The 12,206-nt window shown below is 47.1% G+C and carries 15 protein-coding genes and 3 pseudogenes; 4 read left to right on the forward strand and 14 right to left on the reverse strand.

Going from position 1 to position 12,206, the window contains the following annotated elements; all coding sequences use genetic code 11:
- Positions 1-95: 95 nt before the first annotated feature.
- Positions 96-207 (reverse strand): annotated as a pseudogene (locus tag BLO51_RS27555) (transposase); the annotation flags it as partial.
- 335 nt (positions 208-542) lie between these two features.
- Here BLO51_RS27555 and BLO51_RS27560 point away from each other — a divergent pair.
- On the forward strand, positions 543-968 hold the full coding sequence (locus BLO51_RS27560; protein ID WP_090677196.1) for an exosporium protein C: 426 nt from the start codon (positions 543-545) through the stop codon (positions 966-968).
- A 197-nt stretch (positions 969-1,165) separates the two neighbouring features.
- Here the strand turns inward: BLO51_RS27560 and BLO51_RS27565 are convergent, their stop codons facing one another.
- The 4 genes and pseudogenes from BLO51_RS27565 to BLO51_RS30655 form a co-directional block, all read right to left on the reverse strand.
- The gene (locus BLO51_RS27565; RefSeq protein WP_342672493.1) at positions 1,166-1,738 is read right to left on the reverse strand and encodes a rhomboid family intramembrane serine protease; all 573 of its coding nucleotides are present in this window, start codon (positions 1,736-1,738) and stop codon (positions 1,166-1,168) included.
- A 184-nt stretch (positions 1,739-1,922) separates the two neighbouring features.
- Positions 1,923-2,768 carry an oxidoreductase gene (locus BLO51_RS27570; protein WP_090677204.1) on the reverse strand — a complete coding sequence of 282 codons (846 nt, stop codon included), beginning with the start codon at positions 2,766-2,768 and terminating at the stop codon, positions 1,923-1,925.
- A gap of 349 nt (positions 2,769-3,117) precedes the next feature.
- Positions 3,118-4,392 (reverse strand): metallophosphoesterase, encoded by a 1,275-nt coding sequence (locus tag BLO51_RS30650; protein ID WP_342672495.1) that lies wholly within the window; start codon positions 4,390-4,392, stop codon positions 3,118-3,120.
- Positions 4,389-4,982, reverse strand: a pseudogene (locus tag BLO51_RS30655) (Ig-like domain-containing protein); the annotation flags it as partial. The gene BLO51_RS30650 and the pseudogene BLO51_RS30655, both read right to left, overlap by 4 nt.
- Between BLO51_RS30655 and BLO51_RS30660 the strand changes: the two are divergent.
- The gene (locus tag BLO51_RS30660) at positions 4,876-5,223 is read left to right on the forward strand and encodes a hypothetical protein (RefSeq protein WP_245719862.1); all 348 of its coding nucleotides are present in this window, start codon (positions 4,876-4,878) and stop codon (positions 5,221-5,223) included. The pseudogene BLO51_RS30655 and the gene BLO51_RS30660 sit on opposite strands and share 107 nt — an antisense overlap.
- 282 nt (positions 5,224-5,505) lie before the next feature.
- Here BLO51_RS30660 and BLO51_RS30665 read toward each other — a convergent pair whose 3' ends face one another.
- Positions 5,506-5,646 carry a hypothetical protein gene (locus BLO51_RS30665; protein WP_245719863.1) on the reverse strand — a complete coding sequence of 47 codons (141 nt, stop codon included), beginning with the start codon at positions 5,644-5,646 and terminating at the stop codon, positions 5,506-5,508.
- Between the two features lie 261 nt (positions 5,647-5,907).
- Here BLO51_RS30665 and BLO51_RS27580 point away from each other — a divergent pair, with 261 nt between their 5' ends.
- Positions 5,908-6,087, forward strand: coding sequence for a hypothetical protein (locus BLO51_RS27580; protein WP_090677207.1), 180 nt, complete (start codon positions 5,908-5,910; stop codon positions 6,085-6,087).
- Between the two features lie 538 nt (positions 6,088-6,625).
- On the opposite strand, the gene BLO51_RS27585 is transcribed toward BLO51_RS27580, so the two are convergent.
- From BLO51_RS27585 to BLO51_RS27615, 7 genes and pseudogenes are all read right to left on the reverse strand, one after another.
- Positions 6,626-6,850 (reverse strand): hypothetical protein, encoded by a 225-nt coding sequence (locus BLO51_RS27585; RefSeq protein WP_090677212.1) that lies wholly within the window; start codon positions 6,848-6,850, stop codon positions 6,626-6,628.
- A gap of 92 nt (positions 6,851-6,942) precedes the next feature.
- Positions 6,943-7,641, reverse strand: coding sequence for a restriction endonuclease (locus BLO51_RS27590; protein WP_245719859.1), 699 nt, complete (start codon positions 7,639-7,641; stop codon positions 6,943-6,945).
- Between the two features lie 207 nt (positions 7,642-7,848).
- The gene (locus tag BLO51_RS31330) at positions 7,849-8,157 is read right to left on the reverse strand and encodes an HNH endonuclease (protein WP_090677221.1); all 309 of its coding nucleotides are present in this window, start codon (positions 8,155-8,157) and stop codon (positions 7,849-7,851) included.
- A gap of 66 nt (positions 8,158-8,223) precedes the next feature.
- A complete protein-coding gene (locus BLO51_RS27600; RefSeq protein WP_090677227.1) occupies positions 8,224-8,586 on the reverse strand; it encodes a hypothetical protein in 363 nt (120 codons plus the stop codon).
- Between the two features lie 511 nt (positions 8,587-9,097).
- Positions 9,098-10,204, reverse strand: a complete 1,107-nt coding sequence (locus BLO51_RS27605; protein WP_090677231.1) for an RNA-guided endonuclease TnpB family protein — start codon at positions 10,202-10,204, stop codon at positions 9,098-9,100.
- Between the two features lie 32 nt (positions 10,205-10,236).
- Positions 10,237-10,494: pseudogene (gene tnpA, locus BLO51_RS27610) on the reverse strand (IS200/IS605 family transposase); the annotation flags it as partial.
- 111 nt (positions 10,495-10,605) lie between these two features.
- Positions 10,606-10,824: a sigma factor-like helix-turn-helix DNA-binding protein gene (locus tag BLO51_RS27615; protein ID WP_167670361.1), complete on the reverse strand. Its 219-nt coding sequence runs from the start codon at positions 10,822-10,824 to the stop codon at positions 10,606-10,608.
- Positions 10,825-11,178: 354 nt separating this feature from the next.
- Here BLO51_RS27615 and BLO51_RS27620 point away from each other — a divergent pair, with 354 nt between their 5' ends.
- The gene (locus BLO51_RS27620; RefSeq protein WP_090677234.1) at positions 11,179-11,655 is read left to right on the forward strand and encodes a hypothetical protein; all 477 of its coding nucleotides are present in this window, start codon (positions 11,179-11,181) and stop codon (positions 11,653-11,655) included.
- A gap of 371 nt (positions 11,656-12,026) precedes the next feature.
- Here the strand turns inward: BLO51_RS27620 and BLO51_RS29990 are convergent.
- Positions 12,027-12,206: hypothetical protein (locus BLO51_RS29990; RefSeq protein WP_217266807.1), on the reverse strand; the 180-nt coding region annotated here is incomplete at its 5' end.

The following is a 12,206-nucleotide window of genomic DNA, read 5'->3' on the forward strand; positions in this document are numbered from 1 at the left end:
TGCTGAATGGCTTATAAAGATTCAATATATTGTGCAGACACATAACCCCCAGAGGGTTGTTTAGATTACATAATTTGGTTAATCAACAGGCCTGCTTTCACATAGTCAGATAGGGTATCATCCATCACTTTTTCTACGATATTTCACAACCAAAACAAGATGATAATACAGAGAGAACACCGAATGATTATTGCTATCTAATTTCATTGATACAACAGCCTTTCTTTTAATATAAGACTGATTATATCTCATCATAGAAAATGTGGCAATAAAAAAGACTTTAGGCTTCGCCTACCGAAATTCATCTCCCACTTCTATCAAGCTTCGCAAGATTTAGAAGTGGGAGATGAATTTCGGAGGGAAGTTAAACACCCAAACGGAAGACCTTTTTGCCCGACTAAGCCCGCCTCTCCCCGCTATCCCTTCCGCGAACTCGCTGCACCCATTTTTATATCATTTTCCAATTTACCCAAACACCCCATAGGTTTCCTACATAACTTGAACTATCCATTCCACAATGTCAATCTAAGGGAGATGATCATTTGGTTCGCATTCTTGATAAGGCCGCGGTTGAACCACTTCAAACCTTCAATTTGTCCAGATCTTTTACCATCCCTCGATCGCCTAGAAAAGTTCGATTGGCTACCATTAGCATAAGAATTCCTGTAAATGCTCGTCCAAACCGGGTTGAACTGGTAGCAACGGTCGGTGTCCGAGGGATTACCGGCATCGCTCAAATCCTGTTTAGAATTTTCCGCGACGGAAGAGAAATCTTTAATACGAAACAAGGCATTGAATCCGCAGGCTCCGAACAAAACTATGCCGTTACTTTCCAAGCGATAGACCAGAACGTAAGATCAGGCAATCATGTTTATATCGTGACCGCGGAAAATCAAACCGCAAATACAAGAGCCGACGTTGTTGGTCCGATTTCTTTCAGCGGATTAGCCGTCAAAACTAGATCGTAACTAAAGTAGCTCGGTTCGGGGACTGCGTCTTTCAAGTGGAATTTACTTGAAGAGGCAGCCCCTTTTCGTTTGCCATAATAGACTTCCCCTGCAATCCCGGGGAGCATCGATCTTTTTCGACACACTTAAATGCTCTCCGCTTCCGCTGTTGCTCTTCCCATCGTCTTCAAGCACCGTTTTAACGCGCGTCCGTTGCATTACTCCGCTCCGGGCTCGTCCCAGCTTTCCCTACGCCGTCTTCGCTTGACGAATAAGGTCATCAGTGCCGATACGGCCAACCCGCCGACGAAGCCCCCGGCATGAGCGTAAATGTCGACATTCCGGACGAAAAAGGAATAAACGAAGCCGACGATCACGATGGTCCTTACCGTTTGTTTCGTCTGGTAATCGATCAGATCGCGGCGGAATACCGATAAGTACAGGTAAGCGGCATACACGCCGTAGATCGCGCCCGACGCCCCCGCTCCGATATAGTTGCCCGAGTGCAGCCAAGCGCTGGCCACATTCCCTACAATTCCGCTTGCAAGATAAAACGCTGCGTAGCGAAAGGAGCCGAGCATGCGCTCAAGCGGAGCCGCGAACACGTACAAGGCGAAGCTGTTAAAAAGCAGATGCTGGAACCCGATATGCACGAAGATGGCCGTCACATAACGCCACGGTTCCGGCTCGAAGCCTGGAATACCGAACATGGCGCCGAACCGGAGCAGCGTTTCGCCGTCTGAGGACGATCCGTACCACTCCATTGCCGCCATCACCAGTAATTGAATCAAAATGATAGCCGATGTTACCGGAAAAAGCCGAATGTACTGACCCAAGCTTTCCCTACGCACAAACATGTACTCGCTTCCCTTCCCTGCGATGCAAAAGTATCTCCTAATTATAGCGGCTTCTGCGCTTATTGTGAATTCGGCTCATTAAAAAAGAGATGCCTGAACGGCACCTCCCTCTAAGTCTTCATTTGTTGAGCAGGCGCAGCACAATCGATTCGTACCACCGCCAAGGGAGCAGCCCCTTGCTTCCCAGGCTCAGTTTAGCCCCTCTGCCGAGCGGATAACGCAGCTTGGGATGCTTCGAGCGGACGACGCGGACGATGGTGTCCGCAACCTCCGCCGCGTCCGGGGCGGTAGCGGCAGCTTGCTTCGAGTATCGCAGCACCTTCTCAAGCAAATGCCGGTAAGGCGAAGCTTCGGAGGTGCATATGGAGGCGAAGCCTTTTTGCCAAATGTCCGTCTTGTAGGCGCCCGGTTCGATGAGCACGACGTGAACGCCGAAGGGCTTCATTTCGAGCCTTAACGACTCGCTGAAACCTTCCACGGCGAACTTGGACGTGCCGTAAGGCGCATAGCCGGGAAAGCCGATGCGGCCGCTGACGCTGCTGACGTTGACGATGCACCCGGACCTCCGCTCCCGCATATGCGGAAGCACGGCCTGGGTCGCTGCGATCACTCCGAAAACGTTCGTCTCCAGCTGCTGTCTCCACTGCTCCATCGGCACATCCTCTACATAACCGCCGACGGCAAAACCGGCGTTATTCACGAGCACGTCGATCCGGCCGTACGTTTTGACAATCGAACCGACGGTTTGCCCGATCGCCTCATGATCGGTAACATCCAGAGGCATGATGTCGATCAGCTCCTGCACTCCGCTGCGCTCCGCATGCTCCTGAAGCGCTTCGCATTTGTCCGGATTGCGCATCGTCGCAACGGTTCTATAGCCAGCGCGCGCAAGCGCGACCGACGTTAACAAGCCGAAGCCGCTGGACGCGCCTGTGACCAAGGCTACCGGCTGGGCGTTGTCCATCGAAATCCCTCCTTCTCCTGATTCTATCTCAAAATTTATATTTATTCATAAGCGGAATGCCGATGGCGTTCAGCGTCCATAAAAGAAGCTGTTTCGTCCTCTACGAATGTGCGTGTATGATTCAAAACAGAAGGCCTCTTATCCATTCGCGACGGCTCCGCCATATCCCTTTTCTCCAAGCAAAAAAACCGCATATCCGACACGGAATGCGGTCATTTCACTGCGGTACACCTCTACTAAAAGATCGGCCTTCCATCGTATATCGCTACGCCGCTCTACTGTCGGGCAGCACTTTTTTGTAGCTCGTACCCGGAGACGATTGTGGCAAGCAAAGGCTGCGATTTTGAGCTCACGGATTCGCTGCCGTACTTACCTCCACCGGGTCGGAATTCGATCTTCCGCCGATCGCTTTGATGACGAAGTCGTACGTTTTGGCCGGGTCCGCGTTATTGACGGTGTATTGGTATGCGCTCTGCCCTTTGACCGCCGGAATGTATACGCTCCAGTTCGTGCCGGCTTTGTCGTTCTTTTCGTAAATCCGGTAGCCTCTGACCGGTTCGGACGTGGACGCCGGGGCGTTCCAGGAAATGACGGCGCTGCGGTTTTTCAGCTCGGCCTTGGCATTCTCTACTTTGGCAGGTTTGCCGTCCGTCCGCTTGATGCTGTATTGGTCGTAAACGGCCAGCGGTTCGTTTTTGGCGGCGGTATACGAGGTGAACTTCAGGGTACTGTCCGTGACTTGAACGTCCACGAACATTTTTTTGTTCGGCTGGGCGTTTTTCACGGAGAAAAAGTCCTTGATGTTCGGATTGATCTTGTAAAACTTGGCGGCCGCCGAATTGCCCATCAAATACACCGAGCCCTTCGGGTTCACCACATTGCCCTGCCCGTCTACGACACCGTCTTTGATCGCCTTGTTGGCCAGCATCTGATGCGATCTCATATACAGGTGATCGTGGCCTTCCAGCACCATATCGATGCCTAATTCGTCGAAGACCGGAATCAAATATTTGCGGTAAAATTCCACGCGTTCCGATTCCGCATCCCCGTTATCCCCGGAGGAATACGCTCCCTTGTGCATTGCGACGATTTTCCACTTCTTGTCCGTCTTCGCCACTTGGCTGCGCAACCAGTCCACTTGCGCTTTAAAGCCCGCATCGGCCTTGTACGGATCGACTTCGCCTTCGTACTGCGTATTGATCTGCATGAAGAGCGCATCGCCGTATTCGAAGGAATACACTGTGCCGTATTCGGTGCTGGTGCCGACGCTTTTGGGCAGGTTGAAATGATAGTAGAAGTTGTTGTTCGGGTGATCCTCGATCTCATGGTTGCCGACGACCGGGGCGAAAGGAACGTTCGCAAATTCTTTCTGCGGGATGCCCAAAAACCACTGCCACTGCTGCTCCAAATCCCCGTCATCGACCAGATCGCCTGTGAGCAGCATAAATTTCGGGTCGCCGATATGATCGATCGCTCTGCGGAACGTATCCTGCCACAGCTCAAAGTTTCCTTTGCTGGAGCCTTGCGTGTCCGTCGTATAAATAGATTGTTCGCATGGTCGGTCGTGAAGGAGCCGACCGGACTCCAGCTGTCCGCCCTTCCGCTGCCTGCTCGGTACTTGTATTTCGTGCCCGGCTTCAGGTTATTCGTCGTCACCTTGTGGTTCGCGAACGAAGTCGTTTTATTCGAGCCTCGGTCGCTGCTTTTCATCAGCGTCTTCACGATTTCCGTCGTTCCGGTGAAGGTCATCGCCTCCTGTTCGGTGAAGCTTCCTCCCGGAGCTTTGGAAGCCTCGACGACCTGAACAACGGTCCCCGTGACGTCCGTCCCGGTATACCAGTCAAACGAGATGCTGGTTTTCGTATCCCCGTTAAAGGTCATATTCAACAAAGTCGGCGCACCCGCCGCAGAAGCACCTCTCGTTGTAAAGCTCCAGACGATCGGACTCGTAAGAGGCACATGGTCTGCGGCTCCCCGGACAAGCTCCTTCGGAACGGTAACCGTATATGCTTTGCCCTCGGCAAAATCCGGGTGGTTAATCGCTAGCGTATCGCTGCTGACAACGCCAACGGACAAATTGTCCAAGGAGATGTTGCTCTGATCGACGATGCTTATGCCCGGGCCGCTGTTCAAAGCAATCGCTTTGTTGAATTTGACGGAGACGGCCGCGTTCGGCGCAACGTCGCTCGCTCCATTGGCGGGAGCCTGCTGCACACCTAAGGTCGGAGTCGTGCCGCCCGTTTTCCGGTCGCCCTTGACGATCACATCCTTGATCCGGCTGGAGCCGGAACTGGATACGGTCCCCCCGCTCACACTCTTCGTCGAATTCACGACCCAGCGGATGTACAGCAGGCTGTTGTCGTCGGCTTGGCTCGGGAGCGGAGCGTCAATCAGCTTGCAGCTGTTGTTTTTGCAGTTGAAGTTCGTCTTCTCCAGCACCAGATTGCCCCCGTGAAGGTCGGTCCAGTTCGTCTGGTCCGTACTGAATTGTACCTTGAAATCCCGCGGGCCCGTGCTGGATGACGTCTGCTGGGACGATAGCGTCAAGTTCTCGAAGCCCTTGGTGGATAACGTGGCCAGCCAATACTTTTTGCCCGTTCCGTCGTTCCACCCTTGATTACGGATACTTCGCTCTTGGGAATCATAGGTGTATTGATCCGTGTTCGTGCCTACGTCCCGAACCGTCGACGACGTCTTGTATACCCCGCCTGTTGCCGGGAATACGCCGTCGGTTCCTTTATCCTTGAAAATCCATTGTACAACGGTTTCTTTGGCCGCCGCTGTCCTGCTGTCGGCTGCCTGCCCATTGAAACGCAAATAACAGAGAGGCGAGCAGCAATGATACGGTTCTGCGCCACACTTGCTTCGCGTTGTTCACTTGATCTACTCCTTTCCCATGTTTGTTTGCAACCGTAAATTCCGCCGGACGACTCCGACGGCTTCATGTTTGCCGGGACCCCCTCCTTTCCTTCCTTTATTCGTAGGTTCATCATCGTTTTGCCTACGCTGCCTCTATTGCCAGGCTACCCCCATCGTACCGAAAACCGGCTCCTTGCAGTATGTGCATCTGTGACTTTTTCATGAAATATCCTAAATTCCCATTTAATAGTATATTTAGACAGGAAAGGGGAATGTCAACATGGGCGGAAACCGGAACGAGATCATTCAAAATTATTTCAAAACGCTGCAGTTGGAGCTTATTATCGCCAGCTACTGCGACAGGGTTTCCCCGAATTGGCGGAGGCTGCTAAGCACGGACGGCTTCAACCGCTTTTATTTGATCCTGAACGGGGAAGGCTGGATAGATTTTTCTAGGTAAATATGGGGTACTAAACAAAGTTAGTCCTTTTAGAATTTAGATTTTAATGATACAGTGCTCCCAGAGGTGGTTATTTTGAAAAAGTATCGTCTGATCGAAAAAATACTTATCATCTGTATGCTGGTTCTTGCGATATTTTTCGTCGGCGCATTTTTCGTACTCAGGTATATATTTCAGCACGTTTCCTTTGCCCCTTAGGGAAAAGACTTATTCACCTCCTCCCAAGGTCTCGGCACCCCCATAGTATGTCTGCATACAACAAAAGCAAAAAAAGAGAAGCTGCCGACAAAAGTTCGACACTCTTCTCCATGAGATAATCACTCCAAAGCCCCTCGCCCCGGAAGCAATATCGTTCGTTATCCCTGCACATGTTTTTCGTCCATCGCACGGCGGTTCACCAAGAGCGGAGCCAGCTGGCATATCATCGTTCATGATCTTCCCCCGCCTGTCAGCGGCCAGCCTCGCCGAATTGTAGGGCGGGTCAGTCACCACAAGAGCGGACTCCGCGCCATTCAGGAGCCACAGGACATCGTCCCGGTCAGTTGCATCGTCGCTGCCACACATCCCCACGGTGTGCCTCAGGCTCTTGGATCTCATCCAGTGCGCGCTGCACGTCGAAGTCATTTTCTATCACGGGTGGATCGACATCGATTGCTTCAGCCATCCCGAAATCCTGTATCAAGGAATCAATCTCCTCGATATCAAATCCTGAAAGCGAGATGTCTACTCCGCCGACTTTTAGCTCGACAAGCAATCGGGCCAATGCATCATCATCTCAATCGCCTTGAAGTGCGGTCGGCGCCCTCGATCCTATCCTTACTTCGATTGCTGAGGTCACAACCAGTTGGATGAGTGTTATACTGCACTGGTATTTCTACACTTTGGGAAACTACTGCACCCGTAGAACTCACCTTTGGGACCCTTTCTGAGAACCATTTTGTTTCCACACCGAGAACATATCATATTGTCTGTACTCAGTTGTTCGATGACCTGTTTGGGCGTAGGAGCAGCATTTGGATTCATCTGAAGGATCATTTCAATGAGGCTCTCCCTATTGATAAGCCTCACCTGATTTGATTTGGCCAGCTCACACGCTGCTTCGGTGTAGTCGCTGTTACTTACAACCCACGCTTCAGAAGCCCCATAATGCGCAATGGAAGCCTGGGCTTCTTGTACCGCTTTAATCCCAACGTTTTTCGAATATCTCTTTGCCTGGATTACTATCTTTCTTACATTCTTTTTGATGATCAGATCGGCCCCATAATCTCCAGTAGCTTTTGTGACCGTAACATCATATCCTTGAGACCTGAAAAGATGTCCAAGATACTTCTCAAATTGCACTCCATCCATCTTATCAATATCAGCAATGCCTGATTTCTTTAGCCGCTCGACTTTTTTATTATGGTTCACTACCATTACAATGATTACAATGGCTATGATGCTGATTGCAACTGTTGTTGAAAGACTAAGTGACTTGGTAAAGTAATAGGTCACGAAAAACGAGCCTATGCCCGCTAATCCGATAAATCCCTGTAAAAACTCTTCTTCCTGCATTCGTTTGCTCTTACGTCTAGCCATGCATACCACCTTTTCACGAATGATTTTACTTATATACCATCATTCGACAAAAGAGAGGTTTTTCCTGCCAAAATATTGTTTTATTCTACCAAATATATTACTATTGACCTAGGCCTTGTGGGAAAGCATTCCTGGGCTTCATTTTTTTATTCTCACAATATAGTGGCATACGTAAGGGAAAAATTAAGATTTTTTTCTTTTTACCTTATGAATGGCATCAGCTGCAGAGTCGATATCTGAATAATGCCCAAGAAATATTCGCTTACCTTCTATAGTAATTCTCGTCTGCCACATTCCCCGCTGTTTGTTCCAATGGACTCCAAGAACCTTAGAGCAACTTCCCCTTGCCGGACCTCTGCGATTTTCCCCGTTTTGTGAATTAGTAACAAGTCGCAGGTTGCAGCGACGATTATCTAAGGTATCATTGTTGATGTGGTCAATCATCAGTAACTTTGGTTCATCGCCGGGCGTGCAACAAAAGAGCGCCGACATCCGTCGCCGCTCTTCTCAAAAATACAAGTACGCAAGTAGCAGAAACTTAATGCCGTGAGTTAAACATTATCGGGATACAATAAAATGTTTTTCGGTCACGGTTCCCGAAAATTTATGTTTAACCCTCACAACAGTCTCACCTTCAGAAACTGCAACAGCGTAAACTTTGATCATGCTCTTCATCCAAGGAAAGGTTTTTATTTTAACCGATGTGCCTGATACGATTTCAGTTTCAAACAAACGGTCTACTACGGGTCTAATACCAATATGTGATTCTTCTCCCACCTTGAGGTTGATCCATTCAACATTTACACTTTGATCCTGGCTCTGTACAGTTTGCTTTACGTTTGACTCTGCTGCAGAAGCAACTCCTGATGCTAACGAAAATGTGAAGACTGCGCAGAGAAGTAGTTTGCCTATCCGTTTCATAAAATACCCCTCCCAGATATTTATTTCACCTTTATTTTACTATTTTGTTATTAAATCCAATAGGTTCTCTGTTCCTATCTTTTCTATTAACATTTCGACATAACATAATCCACCCGAATCATAACTACCAAGCCCCAAATGTTACCATTGGTCTACAATAATTATCTCCCTTCACTACTACCTATGCACGGGCTCCTTTCCACTTTATAAATATGGCTGTTATATCTCCTCGGATCTCATATTTATTTTTCAACTTGATCGCCTCTGATATAAGTTCTCACTATATCGTGGCTCTTGTACGACAAAGAAAAGCAAGTTACCCCACAAAGAGGAATAAGCTGCTCATTTTTGCTTCTTCTATTTTTCGTCGAGCGGTTTCTATATGAACCGTTCCTTTCTGTGAACTACCCGCCACCTACGCTTTGCTTAGAGGTGGGGGCTTCTAAGGTAATCGTACCTAACGGTACGAAATTTACTTAGCTATCGAGCCTGTTCCATGCTCTATATATGATTATGCTAACAATCGCAATCCTTCACGCTTGATATTAATCGAAGCATTCCAGTCTCGATCTGCTACAAAACCACAATCGCAGTGGAATGTACGCTCAGAAAGAGGTAGGGACTCCTTCACTTGACCGCAACTTGAACATGTTTTGGATGAGGGAAACCACTTATCTATTTTGATAAGCCTTTTCCCTTGCTCCTCTAACTTGTATTGGAGAAATGTTGTGAACATGCCCCATGCATTATCGGCAACGCTTTTGCCGAAATTAAGGGCTTGTGACATTCCCTTCATGTTGAGATCTTCGATAACTACGCAATCATACCGTTTCGCTAATCTGTGTGATTCCTTATGTAGAAAGTCTTTTCTTTGATTTGCTATTCTTTCGTGCAGTTTTGCAATGTTCAATCGCTGCTTATGCCAACGATTAGAACCTTTCTTTCTGCGTGATAGAATACGCTGTTCCTTCGCTAATTTTTCCAAGGCTCGACGATAGAAATGAGGGGAATTGGCTGTCTTCCCCTCTTCACTATCAACAAATAAGCCGTTCATGGAAAAATCCAAGCCAACAACAGCTTGTACTTCTTTTGGTACAGGTTGATGTTCGTATTCGGTAAGGATCGAAATATAGTATTTTCCTGTTTTTGTTCGAGAAACCGTACAAGACTTGATGATCTGATGTGACGGAATTTCTCGATGCCGCTTCATTTTTACAAGTTTCAGTTTCGGTAATTTGATATAGCCATCCAAGAGCATGATGTTTCCGTTGACCACGTTCGTTGTATAGGACTGCCTTGCTTTGCGACTTTTGAACTTCGGAAATTCGGCACGTCTGGAAAAGAAGTTTTGGTATGCCTTTTGCAGATGGAGCTGAGCGTTTGCTAACGCAAGGCTATCTACTTCCTTTAGCCAAGGATGCTCACTCTTGTATTTTGCAGGTGTAGGCAACTTTTGTTTCTTCAATGCAGCTTGATCATCCTTGAATTGCTCGTAGGTTTCCTTTCGTTCAGCCAACATTTTGTTGTAAACAAAACGAACGCAACCGAAGGTTTTTGCAAGCCGTTGTTCTTGTTGAAGCGTTGGGTACAAACGGAACTTATAGGCCTTGTTTGCTATGTCGAATCAACTCACTTCATCCCCTGATTTTCGGAGCTTGCACTTTTATAAGCATTGATGAAGAATTTTGACAATTCGGTGTTCGGGTATGCTTTGAACAAAATATGCACATGGTCCAACTCATGATTCCATTCGACTAACGATATATTATAGTTTTCACCTAATCGAACAAACATTTCTTACACATAGTCAGATAGGGTATCATCCATCACTTTTCTACGATATTTTACCACCAAAACAAGATGATAATACAGATATATTACCGAATGATTATTGTTGTCTAATCTCATTGATATAACAGACTTTCTTTTATCTAAGACTGATTATATCTCATCATAAAAAATGTGGCAATAAAAAAGACTTTTTAGGCTTCGCCTACCGAAATTCATCTCCCACTTTCATCAAGCTTCGCAAGATTTAGAAGTGGGAGACTTCTTTCGGAGGGAAGTTAAATCCAACTCCTCGGCAATCTGCCTCATTGAGAACCGGAAGGCTACATGCAGTACAAAGCATTGTCTTTCCTGTTCGGACAGATTGCACATCGCATCGTTAAGTTTGAAGCGTTCGTCTTCGGTCAGCTCCCGATCCGGCCCCGCCGGCTTGGAAATCAATTGCTCCATCCAGGAAGGGTCCCATACCTTTGTTCGCTGGTATACTGAACGCCGCTCAATACCCCTTCGGTTCCCCGGCATGCGGCCAGTCTCAAGCCCTGCTTAACAAATTCGCAGTCGCTAATATATCCGAAATCAGCGAGCGATCTTCTTTGTCTACCGTATTGTTGTACAAAGATATGAGGTCCTTCTTCGCCTTGCGGTATCCTAGGAGTAAGTTATGCTGGCTCATCCTTTGCACCTCCGTCAAAATTATTTAAATCTTCAGTAGCTAATGAAATTACAGAAAAAATCATTTACAACACAAGAGATGCATGCTAATATAAAAAGGAAATATATTACATTATAAGGTAGTGTTTGGTATTGAAAAAGTTGGTTGTTAATGGCTTGCTGGCTCTTTCGCTTACAGCCGGGATTGTAGCTTCTCCACTCGATGCTTCTACTGCTAATGCACAAACTACAGGTAATGATCAGCGAGTAGCAGGGCTAAACCAAGTGCAGCTTGCGGCATCCGATATAATCTCGATTAAGGATGATTATGTAGTAAGAGGACGGTGGATTAGGAGAGACGATGCGAAAATCACAATTACTGCCCCTACACAATATAGATTACAAGTTTCGCAATACTCTCTTGATGGCAGTACCATTAGTAATGTAGCGTACGATTTAATCAATGAAAACGACTTTCGTGGGAGCAGAGGACCCTTCGACTTTCCAGGCAACGGGAGATTTAGAGAAAAATATATAACGCTTCTCCCTGGAACGTATCACGTCGAATACTTTAGCCAGCATAATAGTCCTATAAAGCTTGATGTGTTCCTTTACCCGGAAGCATTATGAAAAAAATTCATGTATAGCGCACAGCAGTAAAATTGTTGTCCAGAATTAATCAGGGATTCGGGGTGTCTAGTATTAGGCACCCCGATCTCTTTTGATTACCGATAATTCATGTCTCACTTCCTCCTCTGGATACCGGCTCAGCCTGTACACGTTCGAGCAGTACAGGTGTCTGCATAGTAAAAGTAAAGTAAATTTTATTGTTTCTGCTCAAAGAGTTTCAAAACACTTTTAAATTCTTCTGGCGTTATGAAGAATTTAAGTTTATAGAATCCACTGTGTTTCAACCTATCCATGTATCTCACCGCCAAATATAGACTCATTACACACTATCTAAGTTTAGTAAACATCACATCAGAAGTCTGATACCCATTTCACACACCCAACATATTTTCCTGCGCGCAAAAGCTGGAATTGAAAGCTTGCCTGTATATTTTGAAGCGAGTCAACGAATGTACTCGCATTTTTACATCAAGTAAATGAGATATTTCACGGTAACAAATGACGAATAATGCCCCATAGTTTACGATAACCAGAAATAATAATGAACGCGG

It is taken from the genome of Paenibacillus tianmuensis, from assembly GCF_900100345.1.
GTDB lineage: Bacteria > Bacillota > Bacilli > Paenibacillales > NBRC-103111 > Paenibacillus_G > Paenibacillus_G tianmuensis.